The 13,641-nt window shown below is 64.4% G+C and carries 14 protein-coding genes; 7 read left to right on the top strand and 7 right to left on the bottom strand.

Translation table 11 applies throughout. From position 1 onward, the window contains the following. Positions 1-21: 21 nt before the first annotated feature. Positions 22-1,896 (bottom strand): DNA mismatch repair endonuclease MutL, encoded by a 1,875-nt coding sequence (gene mutL / locus FJ414_RS03190; protein ID WP_140641215.1) that lies wholly within the window; start codon positions 1,894-1,896, stop codon positions 22-24. A gap of 61 nt (positions 1,897-1,957) precedes the next feature. Beyond that, positions 1,958-2,920 carry a helix-turn-helix domain-containing protein gene (locus FJ414_RS03195; RefSeq protein WP_140641217.1) on the bottom strand — a complete coding sequence of 321 codons (963 nt, stop codon included), beginning with the start codon at positions 2,918-2,920 and terminating at the stop codon, positions 1,958-1,960. A gap of 114 nt (positions 2,921-3,034) precedes the next feature. Between FJ414_RS03195 and FJ414_RS03200 the strand changes: the two genes are divergently transcribed. Further along, a complete protein-coding gene (locus FJ414_RS03200; protein WP_140641219.1) occupies positions 3,035-3,343 on the top strand; it encodes an antibiotic biosynthesis monooxygenase in 309 nt (102 codons plus the stop codon). A 52-nt stretch (positions 3,344-3,395) separates the two neighbouring features. Here FJ414_RS03200 and FJ414_RS03205 read toward each other — a convergent pair whose 3' ends face one another. Then, positions 3,396-4,298 carry a LysR substrate-binding domain-containing protein gene (locus FJ414_RS03205; protein ID WP_140641221.1) on the bottom strand — a complete coding sequence of 301 codons (903 nt, stop codon included), beginning with the start codon at positions 4,296-4,298 and terminating at the stop codon, positions 3,396-3,398. An 89-nt stretch (positions 4,299-4,387) separates the two neighbouring features. Here FJ414_RS03205 and FJ414_RS03210 point away from each other — a divergent pair, with 89 nt between their 5' ends. The 4 genes from FJ414_RS03210 (at position 4,388) to FJ414_RS03225 (ending at position 8,866) form a co-directional block, all read left to right on the top strand. Next, complete coding sequence (locus FJ414_RS03210) at positions 4,388-5,938, top strand: trimethylamine methyltransferase family protein (RefSeq protein WP_140641223.1); 1,551 nt, start codon at positions 4,388-4,390, stop codon at positions 5,936-5,938. A 64-nt stretch (positions 5,939-6,002) separates the two neighbouring features. Further along, complete coding sequence (locus tag FJ414_RS03215) at positions 6,003-7,652, top strand: ABC transporter substrate-binding protein (protein WP_140641225.1); 1,650 nt, start codon at positions 6,003-6,005, stop codon at positions 7,650-7,652. Between the two features lie 100 nt (positions 7,653-7,752). Then, on the top strand, positions 7,753-8,226 hold the full coding sequence (locus FJ414_RS03220) for a DUF3828 domain-containing protein (protein ID WP_140641227.1): 474 nt from the start codon (positions 7,753-7,755) through the stop codon (positions 8,224-8,226). Positions 8,227-8,230: 4 nt separating this feature from the next. Continuing rightward, the gene (locus FJ414_RS03225; protein ID WP_140641229.1) at positions 8,231-8,866 is read left to right on the top strand and encodes a hypothetical protein; all 636 of its coding nucleotides are present in this window, start codon (positions 8,231-8,233) and stop codon (positions 8,864-8,866) included. Between the two features lie 92 nt (positions 8,867-8,958). On the opposite strand, the gene queF is transcribed toward FJ414_RS03225, so the two are convergent. Next, positions 8,959-9,420: a preQ(1) synthase gene (gene queF / locus FJ414_RS03230; protein ID WP_140641231.1), complete on the bottom strand. Its 462-nt coding sequence runs from the start codon at positions 9,418-9,420 to the stop codon at positions 8,959-8,961. Between the two features lie 120 nt (positions 9,421-9,540). Here queF and FJ414_RS03235 point away from each other — a divergent pair, with 120 nt between their 5' ends. Continuing rightward, a complete protein-coding gene (locus tag FJ414_RS03235) occupies positions 9,541-11,586 on the top strand; it encodes an NADH:flavin oxidoreductase (protein ID WP_140641233.1) in 2,046 nt (681 codons plus the stop codon). A gap of 128 nt (positions 11,587-11,714) precedes the next feature. Here FJ414_RS03235 and FJ414_RS03240 read toward each other — a convergent pair whose 3' ends face one another. Continuing rightward, positions 11,715-12,122, bottom strand: a complete 408-nt coding sequence (locus FJ414_RS03240; RefSeq protein ID WP_140641234.1) for a hypothetical protein — start codon at positions 12,120-12,122, stop codon at positions 11,715-11,717. Between the two features lie 139 nt (positions 12,123-12,261). On the opposite strand from FJ414_RS03240, the gene FJ414_RS03245 reads away from it, so the two are divergent. Then, positions 12,262-12,699: a MarR family winged helix-turn-helix transcriptional regulator gene (locus FJ414_RS03245; protein ID WP_140641236.1), complete on the top strand. Its 438-nt coding sequence runs from the start codon at positions 12,262-12,264 to the stop codon at positions 12,697-12,699. Here the strand turns inward: FJ414_RS03245 and FJ414_RS31710 are convergent. Next, entirely contained in the window at positions 12,690-12,890 is a 201-nt protein-coding gene (locus FJ414_RS31710) for a hypothetical protein (RefSeq protein ID WP_246672284.1), read from the bottom strand. The two genes, FJ414_RS03245 and FJ414_RS31710, sit on opposite strands and share 10 nt — an antisense overlap. Next, complete coding sequence (locus FJ414_RS03250) at positions 12,869-13,423, bottom strand: polysaccharide deacetylase family protein (RefSeq protein WP_246672285.1); 555 nt, start codon at positions 13,421-13,423, stop codon at positions 12,869-12,871. The genes FJ414_RS31710 and FJ414_RS03250 overlap by 22 nt, the downstream gene beginning before the upstream one ends. Positions 13,424-13,641 lie beyond the last annotated feature (218 nt).

Raw genomic sequence — 13,641 nt, forward strand, 5'->3', positions numbered from 1 at the left:
CAATGCGCAACAGCCAAGAGATCACCGCCGCCCGAACAGCCTTTCTATGTCGGCGAGCTTGAGCTCGATATAGGTCGGGCGGCCGTGGTTGCAGGTACCGGAGCCGGGCGTCGCCTCCATCTGGCGCAGCAGCGCGTTCATCTCCTCGGCCTTGAGCAGCCGGCCTGACCGCACCGAGCCGTGGCAGGCCATGGTCGCGGCTATTCTGTCCAGCCGTTCCTTCAGCGTCTCGACGGTGTCGTTGTCGGCGATCTCGTCGGCAAGGTCGCGCACCAGCTGCTGTACATTGGTCTCGCCCAGCATCGACGGCGTCTCGCGCACCGCCACCGCGCCGGGGCCGAAGCGCTCGAGGCCGAGGCCGAATTTGGCGAGCGTGTCGGAATGCATCGCCAGCCGCTCGGCATCTTCTTCCGGCAGGTCGACGATCTCGGGCAAAAGCAACATCTGCGAAGGCACCGCGCGCGCATGCAGCGCATTCTTCAGCGCCTCGTAGACCAGCCGCTCATGCGCGGCATGCTGGTCGACGATGACGAGCGAATCCCGCGTCTGGGCGACGATGTAGTTCTCATGCACCTGCGCGCGCGCCGCACCCAGCACCATGCCGAGCAGCGCCTCAGTCGGCTCAGCGACGCCGGCCCGAGCGTCGGCACTGGCGAGCGGGCCGGTGTCGAAGGCGGCCTGCTCGTTTTCGGCAAAGCCATTGGACCGCGGCCTTGGTTCAGCGTAGCCCATGTCGAGTGGCCGCTGCGCCGAGCGCAACGGATCGAAGCCTCCGGAGCCGGAAGCGTGATAAGCGGCCTCGTAGCTGCGATGGCCGTTGGCCGGGCCGGCATGCGAGTAGGGCGCCGCCCCCGGCCGGAATGCCGCCATCATGCCGGCGGCCCCCGTGGTCGCCGCGCGGATGCCGGCGCCGGCCAGCGCCTCGCGGATGGCGCCGACGATCAGCCCGCGCACCAGTCCGGGATCGCGGAACCGCACATCGGCCTTGGCCGGATGGACATTCACGTCGACGGTCGATGGATCAAGCGACAGGAACAGCACCGTCACCGCATGCCGGTCGCGCGGCAGAACGTCGGCGAAGGCACCGCGGATCGCGCCGGCGATCAGCTTGTCGCGCACCGGCCGTCCGTTGACATAGGCATATTGCTGCAGCGCGTTCGCCCGCGTGTAGGACGGGATCGAGACGTGGCCGGCGAGGTGGACACCCTCCCGCGCGGCATCGATGGCAATGGCATTGTCGGGAAAATCCTTGCCCATCACCTGCGCGACGCGGGCAAGGCGGCCTTCCGGCGTGTCGTCCGTAGCCGGCAGTTCCAGCGTCGAGCGGTCGGGACCGGCAAGCGTGAAGCGCACGGCCGGGAAAGCGATCGCGATGCGCTTCACCACGTCGCTGGTGGCCGAGCTTTCGGCGCGCTCGCCCTTCATGAATTTGAGCCTGGCCGGCGTGGCGAAGAAGAGGTCGCGCACTTCGACCGTGGTGCCGCGATTGGCCGCCGCCGGCTTCACCGGTAAGACGCGCCCGCCGTCGATGGCGATCTCGGCCGCGCTGTCGCCGCTTGCCGTGCGCGAGCGGATCGACAGCCGCGCGACGGAACCGATCGAGGGCAGCGCCTCGCCGCGGAAGCCGAGCGAGCGGATGTCGTGGATGTCGTCGGAGAGCTTCGAGGTGCAGTGCCGCGCGATCGCCAGCGCCAGCTCCTTTTCGGGAATGCCCGAGCCGTCATCGGTGACGCGGATGAGGTTCAGACCGCCGCCCGCCGTGACGATCTCGACGCGCGAGGCGCCGGCATCGAGGGCATTCTCGACCAGCTCCTTCACCACGCTCGCCGGACGCTCGATGACCTCGCCGGCAGCGATCTGGTTGATCATCGTTTCGGAAAGCTGGCGGATGGGCATGCGGTCATTATAGGCGGATTCGCGGCCGGTGGGGGAGGGACAGAATGACGGCGGCGGTGGATCAGCTGGCGGCGCGGATCTCGCGCACCCCCTTGCGCAGCCGTCGCCGCAACAAGTTGCGCAACGTCACCCCATCGCCGTAGCCGACCTTGGCCGCGATCTCCTCGACGCTGTCCGATGTGGTTTTCAAGAGATGCACCGCCTGTTCGACGCGCAGATCCTGGAAGAAGGACAGCGGCGTCTTGCCCAGCACATCGTTGACGCGCCGTGACAGTGTGCGCTTGCTGGCGCCGAGCGCCGCGGCCGCCTCATCGAGGTTGAAACCGTCGGCAAGCCGTCCACGCGCCCAGCGTTCGAAGCGCTCGACCAGCGGATTCGAATGGGCAAGGTGATCTGAAATTGCGTAGGCAGATTGGAGCGGCCGGCTGTCGACGATCAGATATTTCGCGGTCATCGCAGCGAGTTCCGGACTTGCCTGCCGGATCACCAGCAAAGCGAGATCGATATGGCCGAGCGCTGCGCCCGCGGTGACGAATTGGCCGTCATTGACCAGCATGCGTGAAGCGTCGAGCCGTACTCCGGGATAACGCTGCCTGAACATCGGCGCCAACCACCATGTCGTCGTCGATGGCCGTCCGTCGAGCAGGCCGCTTTCGGCGAGAACGAAGGTGCCGATGCACGCCGCGCCGATGCGTGTGCCGTCGCCGGCACGAGCCTGCAGCGCTTCGACCGCCGCGCCGACATCGTTCCGCTTCAGGGCAGCGCCTAGTGGCTCGGGCATTTTCTGGCCGAGCGCAGGGATCAAAAGCCAGTCGGGGGCTGGTTCGCTGCCAATCGGCACGGCTGGCACTTGCATTCCCTGTGCGGTGCGCACGCTGTCGCTAACCCCCACGATGGTGGTGACGAAGCGGTTGGGCGGCGCCGGCAGCATGGCGGCGAGTTCGTTGGCCGTGCCGAAGACGTCCAGAACGCAGGCCAGCCCGGTGTCGAATGCGCCGTCGAGAACAAGTACGGAAATGTTCATGGCAAGAATGGTATCAAAGAAGTCATTTCTGCCAATACTGTTTTCGCTTCAGTGCTGCGACCCTGCTCCGCGACGGTCGATCTGGCCGTGCACCGAAACCGAAGGAGAGAAGAAATGATCAAGCTTGCACTGTTCGCCCGTTTCGAAGCCAAGCCCGGCAAGGAAAAGGACGTCGCCGCCTTCCTGCAGGCCGGGCTGCAGCTTGCCAACCGGGAGGCCGGGACGCCGATCTGGTTTGCCCTGCAGCTTTCGCCAAGCGTCTTCGGCGTTTTCGACGCCTTTCACGACGAAGCCGGGCGCGAGGCGCATCTCACCGGCGAGATCGCCAAGGCCTTGATGGCCAATGCCGAGACGCTGTTTGCCGGACCGCCGACCATCGACAGGATCGATGTGCTCGGGTTGAAGAACGACGGCTCGGTGTGAGCCTGTCGGCCGCACCGTGAACTGGCTATGCGCCGGCTTGCGGTGCGCAGTTTCACGCCTGCGCCACCAGCCAGTCCCTGACCCTGCGCGCATTGTCGCTGAGGTCGCGGTTCTTCGGCCAGATCACGTGGAAGCCGATGCCGGTCCGCATCACATGGTCCGTCACCGGCACCAGCAGCCCGGACGCAACCAGCCGCTCGACCAGATGCCGCCATCCGAGCGAGATGCCTTGCCCCTCCATCACCGCCTGGATCACCAGCGCATAATCGTTGATGCGCAAGCCGCGCTCTGCGTTGCGCAGGCTGGTTCCGGCCGAAGCAAACCATTCGTCCCAGTTCGGCGCCTCGCGATAGGGCTCCTCGAGATGGATCAGCCGGTGCGTGGCCAGTTCCTCGACCGTCCTCGGCTTGCCGAATTTGGCGAGATAGCTCGGTCCCGCGACCGGGAAGATCTCCTCATCGGAGAGCGACAGCGAGTGATAGTCCGGCCAGTCGCGCGGCACGCCGCCGCGCACCCCGAGCGGAATGCCCTCGGCGATGATGTCGAGATCGCGGTCGGCGGTCTGGATGCGCAGGTCGACGCCCGGCAGTTCGTCGCGGAACTGCTGCAGGCGCGGCATCATCCAGAACGAGCCGAAGGCTGTCGAGGCGGCAAGCGTCACGTGCCCGCCCGTCGCCTGCAGGCGCAGGTCCTCCGCCGATTTGCGGATATGCGACAGGCCGAGCGAGACGTCGGCATGGAAGCGCTCGCCGGCCTCCGTCAGAATCACCTGGCGGTGGCGCCGTTGGAAGAGCTTGGCGCCGAGCTGCTCCTCCAGGCCGCGCACGGCATAGGAGACGGCCGCCTGGGTCATGCCGAGCTCGCGTCCGGCGGCGGTGAAGCTCGACAGCCGGCCCGCGGCTTCGAAGACGATGAGGCTGCCGGCTGAGGGCAGGAGGTGGCGCAGGCTTCGCATAAGGTGAGCTTATACAGAAGATCAGGATTTTCCAGCGTCACAGCCATATTTTGCCTCGCTAACGTGAGTGGCGGGAAGAAGGAGGCTCCATGAACGCACCGGCCGTTGAATTGACCGAACAGACCCACCGCCGCGGCGGTGGCCGTCTTGGCCGCAAGGCGCTGAGAAGCACGCCGATCGCGTCCTTCCCGACCCTTGTCCGCAAGATCCCCGCTTACGAGATCGTGCCTGACGAGGCGGTGGAGCTGATCCACGAGGAATCGCTCAAGATCCTCGAGGAGGTGGGGTGCGAATTCCGCGACGACGGGGCGATCGAGCTCTGGAAAGCGGCCGGCGCGGACGTGCGGGAGACGCGCGTCCGTATCGACCGCGCTTTGCTGATGGAACTCGTCTCGAAGGTTCCGGCGGAATTCACGCTCAACGCGCGCAACCCCGAGCGCACCGTGCGCGTCGGCGGCAAGAACTCGATCTTCGTGCCGATGTATGGCGCGCCCTATATCCGCGACCTCGACAACCAGCGCCGTTACGGCACGCTCGCCGACCTCAACAATTTCCACAAGATGGCCTACATGGCGCCGGCGCTGCATTCGTCGAGCTCGGTCATCTGCGAGCCGATGGAAATCGCCGTGCCGAAGCGGCATCTGCACATCATCCATTCGGCCCTGAAACATTCCGACAAGCCGTTCATGGGCATCGTGACGTCGAAGGAACGCGCCGAGGACACGATGGCGATGGCTGGCATCGTCTTTGGCGAGGACTTCGTGCGCGACAACCCTGTGCTGGTGGCGATCACCAACTGCAATTCGCCGCTGGTGTGGGATGCCACCATGATCGACGCCATGCGGGTCTATGCCAGCCACAATCAGCCGCTGATCCTGGCGCCCTTCGCGCTGTGCGGCGCGTCGACCTCGGCTTCCGCCGTCGGGGCCGTGGCGCAGGTCAACGCCGAGGCGCTTGCCGGCGTGGCCCTGACCCAGCTCATCCGCCCGGGCTCGCCGCAGATCTACGGCCAGTTCATGGTCACCGTCGACATGAAGACCGGCGCTCCGATGGGCGGCACGCCGGAGGCGGCCCAGATGATGTATCTGATGGGTGCGCTGGCCAGGAAATACAAATTGCCCTGGCGCACCTCCGGCTTCCATGTCGGCTCCAAGCTCAACGACGCGCAGGCCGGCTATGAGGCGAACATGCTGATGCATGCCGCGATCCTCTCCGGCGCCAATTACATCTGGCATTCCGCCGGCTGGCTGGAAGCGGGCCTCACCTGCGGCTATTCGAAATTCGCCACCGACTGCGAGCAGCTGGTCGGCTGGTACAAATATGCCGGCGGCGTGCCTTTCGACGATTTCAAGGAAGCGATGGCGGCGATCCGCGAGGTCGGTCCACAAGGGCATTTCCTCGGCACGCAGCACACGCTCGAGCATTTCGAGAGCGCCTTCTTCATGCCGAACATCATGGACTTCAATTCCTTCGAGCAATGGAACGCCGAAGGCGCGAAGGACCATGACACGCGCGGTCGCGAAAAGGCGCGCGCCATGCTCGCCGACTACCAGGAACCGAAGCTCGACGAGGGCATTGCCGAGGGTCTCGCGGATTTGATCGCGCGGCGTGAGGAAAAGCTGCCGGACAGCGTTAGTTGATGGATAGCAGCGTTAGTTGAAACCAACCGGGCGAAGACCTGAAGAAATCAATGGGAGAACGAGAATGACACTTTTCAGAAGCAATGGTGACAGGGTCCCGGCCGCTATCGAAGCGATGGCAGAGGAAGCGCGGGCGGGTCGTGTCGACCGGCGCGAATTCCTGGCTCTGGCGAGCGCCTTCGGCGCGTCGACGGCTTTCGCCTATGGCATGCTCGGCCTTGCCGTGCCGACCAAGGCACTCGCCGATGAGCCCAAGAAGGGCGGAACGCTGCATGTCGCGATGTCGGTCAAGGCGCAGAAGGACCCGCGCACCTATGACTGGACGGAGATGGCGAACATCACCCGCACCTGGCTGGAGCCGCTGGTGCGCTACACGCACCAGTTCACCTTCGAGCCGGTGCTGCTCGAAAGCTGGGACGTCAATGACGACGCCACCGAATACACGCTGCATCTGCGCAAGGGCGTCACCTGGAACAATGGCGATGCCTTCAACGCCGACGACGTGGTCGCCAATCTGAACCGCTGGTGCGAGAAGGGGGCGTCCGGCAATTCCATGGCCGCCCGTGTCGGCGCGCTGATCGACGCCAAGACCGGCAAGGCCAAGGATGGCGCGATCACCAAGGTCGACGACCACACGGTCAAGCTGAAGCTCAACGAAGCCGATATCGCCATTATCCCGGGCCTCACCGACTATCCGGCCCTGGTCGTCCACCGGGACTTCGACAAGGATGGCGCCGATCCGATCAAGAAGCCGATCGGCACCGGAGCCTTCGAGCTGGTGTCTTATTCGGTGGGGTCGAAGGCGGTCGTCAAGCGCCGCGAGAACGGCAAGTGGTGGGGCGGCGAAGCACCGCTCGACGGGGTCGAGTTCATCGACTACGGCACTGACTTCAACGCCACGCTGAATGCCTTCGATTCCGGCGAGATCGATCTCGATTTCGAGACGCCGGCCGACTTCATCGACCCGCTCGACAAGATGGATCTGGTGAAATCGGAGGTGGCGACGGCAACCACGCTCGTTGCCCGCACCAACGTCACGCACAAGCCCTATGACGACAAGCGGGTGCGCAACGCGCTGCAAATGGCGGTCGACAACAACCAGGTGATGCAGCTCGGCTACAATGGGCGCGGCACGGTCGGCGAGAACCACCACGTCAGCCCGATCCATCCCGAATACTATCCGCTGCCCAAGAAGGAGCGCGACGCCGCTGGCGCCAAGAAGCTGATGGCCGACGCTGGCCAGGCCGACTTCGAGCATGAGCTGATCACGGTCGAGGACGAATGGCAAAAGAACACCGGCGACGCGATCGCCGGCCAGTTGCGCGACGCCGGCATCAAGGTGAAGCGCACGGTGCTGCCGGGCTCGACCTTCTGGAACGACTGGACGAAATATCCTTATTCCATGACCATCTGGTACATGCGCCCGCTGGGCGTCCAGGTGCTGGCGCTCGGCTACCGCACCGGCGAGGCCTGGAACGAAACGGCTTATTCCAACCCGGATTTCGACGCCAAGCTCAAGGAGGCGCTGTCGCTCGTCGACGTCGCCAAGCGCAAGGAGGTGATGAAGGATGTCGAGACGATCCTGCAGGACTCCGGCGTCATCGTCCAGCCCTTCTGGCAGAAGCTCTACTGCCATATGAACAAGAAGGTGAAGAACTACTCGATGCACCAGACCTATGAAATGGACTTCCAGAACGTCTGGCTGGATGCCTGAGAAGGACAGCGCAAGGACTTCATGAGCCGCAAAAAAGCCGATATGCAGGATGCGTGGTGGCGATCTTGCCACCACGCCGCCGAACGTCCGGAGATCCTGCATGAAGCCGATAGTGCTTGCCGCTGCCATGTCGATTGCGTTGCCCGGCGCCGCGCTTGCCGGGCCGGCGTCCAACGCCGTGAAGTTCTTCTACGTGCCGGAAGTGAAGTTCGAGGCGGACGCCAAATATCGCGACCGCTTCACCGAGCCGGTCACCAGGCTGTTCGAAGCCAACGACAAGGCGCAGAAGGAGAAGCCCGACGAGGTGTCCTGCATCGATTTCGACCCGGGCCTCGACGCCCAGGATTTCGATCAAAAGACCCTGTCGAAGACGCTGAAGCTCGCCGAGACCGTCAATGGCGACACCGCCGAGGTGACAGCAAACTTCAATCTTTTTCCGGAAGGCGATGACTCCAAACGCGAAATGGTGTGGTCGCTGAAGAAAGTGGACGGCAAGTGGAAGATCGCCGACATCACCTCCAAGACCAGCGGCTGGAAGCTCAGCGCGCTGGAATGCGGCGCCTCGACGGAGTGATGCCGTGCTTCGTCATCTCGTCCTTGCGCTGTCGAGCTTGTCGATGCTGGCCGCGGGGCTGAACGGCGGTGCCTGTGCGCAGGGGCTCTTCGGCGCGCCGCCGCCGAGCGCGTCCTCGGGCGACAATGCGCCGGCGGATAACACTTCGCCTCCGGCGGTCGACAAGTCGCCGCCTGCGGTCGATACCTCGCCGCCCGCCGCAACCCAGGCGCCGGAAAGCAAGCCGGTCGAACTGCCGCCGCCCGCGCCTGTCCTGCCTGGATCGCCGACGGCGGTGGTCAAGCCTTTCTACGAACATCTCGGGCTCGAGCTCGATCCGGTCCAGCGCAAGAACTTCGTCGATCCGGCGAAAACCGTGCTCGACAAGAGCGATGCGCTGCGCGCCTCGGGGCAGGGCGAATGCCTGGATCCCAACATGGCGCTCGACAATGCCGATTATGACAAGCTCGCCATCGACAAGAGCCTGCGCACCATCGAGGCCGTCAACGGCGATGAGGCCAAGGTGGTCGTCGCCTTCGTCGTCGAAGGCCATCAGCATCGCCTCGAATGGAAGCTGAAGAAGGTCGGCGGCGGCTGGAAGATCTCCGATCTTCTGTCGGTGACCGGCGAATGGGCGCTCAGCCAGTACCAGTGCGAGTGATGGCGATTAAAGATCCGCGCCGGCAATCCTTCGCGCCCCCTTCTGTCCTGCACAGAGGGGGGCGCTGTCCCGCCGGCTTCTCGCAACAAATTTCAGCCCCTTCCGCGATAAGGCGCGACGCCGGTATCCGGCAGCCATACGTCCTTGGGCGGCGCGCCGGTCTGCCAGAAGACGTCGATGGGGATGCCGCCGCGCGGGAACCAGTAGCCGCCGACGCGCAGCCAGATCGGTTTCGTCGCCTCGACGATGCGGCGGCCGATCATCACCGTGCATTCCTCATGGAAGGCGCCGTGGTTGCGGAACGAGGTCATGAACAACTTCAGCGACTTCGATTCCACCAGCGTCCGGTCGGGCGCGTAGTCGATAACGATGTGGGCGAAGTCGGGCTGGCCGGTGACCGGACAGAGCGAGGTGAATTCCGGGCAAGTGAAACGCACGATCGCCGGCGGGCCGTCGCCGCGCTGGAACGGCACGGTCTCCAGGACCGCCTGTTCGGGGCTCTGTGGCGTCTCGACGTGCTTGCCGAGCTGGGTGAGGTTCTTGGCGTCGGTCATGGGCAACTCCTTGCTGCCGCCGACGGGTTCGACGGGCGGCAGCGCAATCATTTGGCGCCGCGTTCAATCGGGCGCGGCGCGCTCATTAGCACAATTTGATTTTGAAACGGCAGGAAGAAGATGACCAGCAACGACCCGCTTCTCCAACCTTACCAACTCAAGCACCTGACGCTGAAGAACCGGGTGATGTCGACCAGCCATGAACCGGCCTATTCCGAGGACGGCATGCCGAAGGAGCGCTACCGGCTCTACCACGCCGAAAAGGCCAAGGGCGGCATGGCGCTGACCATGACAGCGGGCTCGGCGATCGTCTCGCGCGACAGCCCGGCCGCCTTCGGCAATCTGCATGTCTATGACGACAGGATCGTGCCGTGGCTGGCTGAGCTCGCGGATGCCTGCCATGAGCATGACTGCAAGGTGATGATCCAGATCACCCATCTCGGCCGCCGCACGGGCTGGAACAAGGCCGACTGGCTGCCGGTGCTGTCGGCCTCGCCGGTGCGCGAGCCGGCGCATCGCGCCTTCCCGAAGACCATCGAGGAGTGGGACATCGAGCGCATCGTCGCCGACTATGCTTCGGCCGCGCAGCGCTGCCAGGCGGCCGGCCTCGACGGCATCGAATTCGAATCCTACGGCCATCTGATGGACGGCTTCTGGTCGCCGCTCACCAACCATCGCGACGACGAGTTCGGCGGCTCGCTCGACAATCGGCTGCGCTTCACCGACATGGTGCTCGACGCCGTGCGCGCCGCGGTCGGTAAAGAATTCATCGTCGGCATCCGCATGGTCGCCGACGAGGATTTCGAAAAGGGCATCTCGAAGGAAGTGGGCGTCGAGATCGCCAAGCGGCTCGCCAATTCCGGCAAGGTCGATTTCCTCAACATCATCCGCGGCACGATCGAGACCGATGCGTCGCTGACCAAGGTCATTCCGGTGACCGGCATGCGCTCATCGCCGCATCTCGATTTCGCCGGCGAGGTGAGGGCGGCGACGAAGTTCCCGACCTTCCACGCGGCGCGTATTTCCGACGTCGCCACCGCCCGCCACGCCATCGCCACCGGCAAGCTCGACATGGTCGGCATGACGCGCGCTCATATCGCCGATCCGCATATCATCAAGAAGGTAATGGAAGGCCGCGAGCACGAGATCCGCCCTTGCGTCGGCGCGACCTATTGCCTCGACCGAATCTATGAGGGCGGCGAGGCGCTTTGCGTCCACAACGCCGCGACCGGCCGGGAAGCAACCGTTCCGCACATCATCGCAAAGAGCGAAGGACCGAAGAAGAAAGTCGTGGTCGTGGGCGCCGGCGCCGGCGGTCTGGAAGCGGCTCGCGTGGCGGCCGAGCGCGGCCACCAGGTCATGGTGCTTGAAGCCTCCAGCGAGGCGGGCGGCCAAGTGCGGCTCGCCACGCAGAACCCGCGCCGCAAGGAGCTGATCGGCATCATCGACTGGCGGCTCGCCGAATTGGATAGGCTCGGCGTCGAGATCCGCTACGATACCTGGGCCGAGAAGGACGATGTGCTGGCGCTGGCGCCGGATGTGGTGATCGTCGCCACCGGCGGCCTGCCGCAGAACCCGCCGCTGACGGCCGGCGACAATCTCGTCACCTCGAGCTGGGACATCATGGCCGGCAGTGTCAAGCCGGCCGAGAACGTGCTGCTTTACGACGACAATGGCGGCCATCAGGGCATGGGCGCCGCCGAGCTCATCGCCAACAGTGGCTCCAGGCTGGAGCTTGTCTCGCCCGAGCGCTTCTTCGCACCGGAAATGGGTGGCCTGAACCACGTGCCCTACATGCGCGTTTTCCATGAAAAGGGCGTCACCGTCACCATCAACACGCGCCTGCGCTCGGTGCGGCGCGAGGGCAACCAGCTCATCGCCGAGCTGGCATCGGACTTCGCCGATGGCTGGCGTGGCGAGCGGCGCGTCGACCAGGTGGTGGTCGAGCATGGCACCGCACCGCTCGACGATCTTTATCTGTCGCTCAAGCCCCTGTCGAAGAATGGCGGTGCGGTCGACTATGAGCGGCTGGTGAGCGGCGGCGACATCTTCCCCGCGCGCAATGCCGAAGGCGGCTTCGTGATGTTTCGCATCGGCGACGCGGTTGCCTCGCGCAACATCCACGCCGCCATCTATGACGGCATCCGCTTCGGGATCCGGATCTGATTGGCCGGGGCATGATCCCCGAGATCATGCTCAAAAAACAGGCGCGCAACGGACCATTGCAAGAAGAGCCACCTGCCGCTTCGGTCCGTTGCGCGCCGCGCCCGGTCGGTTTCGCCGGCCGTGCGATTTCAAAATAGCTTGGCAGTCGCCATGCAAAACACGGTGACGACCAGCAGCCCGCCGGCGATGCGTTCGCCTCTGGTCATTTTCGCCCGCAACTGGGTCTGCGTGGCTTGATCGGCGCCGGCCAGCTGCCTGCTGGCGGAGGCAACAAGCGCGCCCTGCACGCCGGCGGCGATCAGCGCCGTCAAAATGCCGAGCGCCAGCACCTTCTCCATCGAGCCGAACGCGCCCTCGTGGAAGAAATACCAAAGCAGTATGCCGGTCAGGAAAACTATGCCGGAGGCGCCGAGCTGCGGCCGGATGAAACGCTCCGCTTTGATCTCCGGATCGCGGGCGACAGCGATGGTCGTGCCGGCCCAGAATACGCCGGCCATGACGTGCAGGCCGATGGTGACGATATAGACATATTGCATGACCGCATTCCTCTCTGCCGCCCGCCGCGCGTCGCAGCATGTCGACGCCATCAATAAGACAAAGTTAGATATCTAACGGTTAGATGTCAATCATGAAGCCAGGTTTCATGTTCCAATCGCTTTGCTCTACTGTCAGGTCATGACACCGTTTGACCGTCCGCCCGTCGGCATGAATCTCGCCCGCACCTCGAAAGTGGTGGCGCAGGCTTTCGATGCCGCGATGGTCGAGGCTGGCGGCACGCTGCCGGTCTGGGTGACCCTGCTCTCGGTCAAGTCGAAGGAACTGGCGAACCAGCGCGAGCTTGCCGGAATGATCGGCATCCAGGGCGCGACGCTTACCCATCACCTCAACGGCATGGAGGCGCAAGGGTTGCTGACACGCCGCCGCGATCCGGAAAACCGCAGGGTCCACCAGGTGGCGTTGACGGAAGCCGGCGAAGCGCTGTTCGAAAAGTTGCGCCTCGCGGCGGTCGCCTTCGACAAGCGTCTGCGGGCTGGTATCCCCGATGACAAGCTCGCCGAATTCACGGAGGTGCTTGCCGCACTTAGGCGCAACGCTGAGCCGCCTCAGTCGTAACCCGCTATCGCGCCGAAGGCGTAGTGGCGCAGCTTGAGCGCCGCGATCAACGCGGTCAGCTTCGCCTTGCCGTCGAAGGTGTCCTGGAACATCTCGTCATGCATGAGCAGGATCAGCTTGTTCGGCTTGGCGAAATGACCGTAGCCGAACAGATGATCGATCTCGCTGATCAAGTGGTCGACGCTCTGCACCGGCTTGCCGCTGTCCTCATGTACCCATTCGTGTCCCAGCCATAGAGCCAGAAGCCCGACGCCGCGACGAACTTGTAGTCCGGATCCTCGCGCCCCGCCTCCGCCAGCCCGAGCGAATTGTCGTCCTTCGAGTAATTGGGCAGCCGGAACACGTCGCGTCCTGGCAGCCGCGCATGCACGGCCGGCTTCAAGCCCAGCACGGCGTTCGCCCTGAGCATGTCGGCGACCACGCCTTCGGTGTCGCCGTAGAAATGCCGGTAGTGATTGTAGGCATGGCTGTAGCTGTGGTTGCCGATCGTCACCAGCGGCATCGATTTCGCCCGCTGCAGCAGTGCCCGGTTGGTGGCGTTCGCCTCGGCATGCATGCCGACCATGAACAGCGTCGCCGGCACCTGCTCGGCCTGCAGCACGTCGAGGATGTTGCTGGTGCCGTTCAGCGGCCCGTCGTCGAAGGTGAGATACACGGTGCAGTCGGCGGCCAAAGCCGGCGACGCGACAAGCAGCAGAAGCGACAGGATAAAACGAAGCGGCATCCGCAAGAACTGCTTGCGATCATGGCAAGACGCTATGGCAGCGTGGGTCTTATCGAGCATGGCTGGATGCCGAGATGCGTTGAGATTCAGGTCAGGCCGAATCGAAAATGGTGGTTTCCGAGAACCGGCCTAGGCCGGCCGTAGCCCTAATTTAACTGCCACGTCACTCAGGAATGCTTCGGCCGGCGAAGGCCGGAAGCGCAGGAAGCCGCCATTTG

The organism is Mesorhizobium sp. B3-1-6, assembly GCF_006439555.1.
GTDB lineage: Bacteria > Pseudomonadota > Alphaproteobacteria > Rhizobiales > Rhizobiaceae > Mesorhizobium.

Bases quoted from the DNA above. Each gene is read 5' to 3' on its own strand.
- FJ414_RS03195 (WP_140641217.1), bottom strand. From the start codon at position 2,920: ATGAACATTTCCGTACTTGTTCTCGACGGCGCATTCGACACCGGGCTG.
- queF (WP_140641231.1), bottom strand. From the start codon at position 9,420: ATGACCGACGCCAAGAACCTCACCCAGCTCGGCAAGCACGTCGAGACG.
- FJ414_RS03235 (WP_140641233.1), top strand. From the start codon at position 9,541: ATGACCAGCAACGACCCGCTTCTCCAACCTTACCAACTCAAGCACCTG.
- FJ414_RS03245 (WP_140641236.1), top strand. From the start codon at position 12,262: ATGACACCGTTTGACCGTCCGCCCGTCGGCATGAATCTCGCCCGCACC.
- mutL (WP_140641215.1), bottom strand. From the start codon at position 1,896: ATGCCCATCCGCCAGCTTTCCGAAACGATGATCAACCAGATCGCTGCC.
- FJ414_RS03205 (WP_140641221.1), bottom strand. From the start codon at position 4,298: ATGCGAAGCCTGCGCCACCTCCTGCCCTCAGCCGGCAGCCTCATCGTC.
- FJ414_RS03200 (WP_140641219.1), top strand. From the start codon at position 3,035: ATGATCAAGCTTGCACTGTTCGCCCGTTTCGAAGCCAAGCCCGGCAAG.
- FJ414_RS03210 (WP_140641223.1), top strand. From the start codon at position 4,388: ATGAACGCACCGGCCGTTGAATTGACCGAACAGACCCACCGCCGCGGC.
- FJ414_RS03240 (WP_140641234.1), bottom strand. From the start codon at position 12,122: ATGCAATATGTCTATATCGTCACCATCGGCCTGCACGTCATGGCCGGC.
- FJ414_RS03250 (WP_246672285.1), bottom strand. From the start codon at position 13,423: ATGCCGCTTCGTTTTATCCTGTCGCTTCTGCTGCTTGTCGCGTCGCCG.
- FJ414_RS03220 (WP_140641227.1), top strand. From the start codon at position 7,753: ATGAAGCCGATAGTGCTTGCCGCTGCCATGTCGATTGCGTTGCCCGGC.
- FJ414_RS03215 (WP_140641225.1), top strand. From the start codon at position 6,003: ATGACACTTTTCAGAAGCAATGGTGACAGGGTCCCGGCCGCTATCGAA.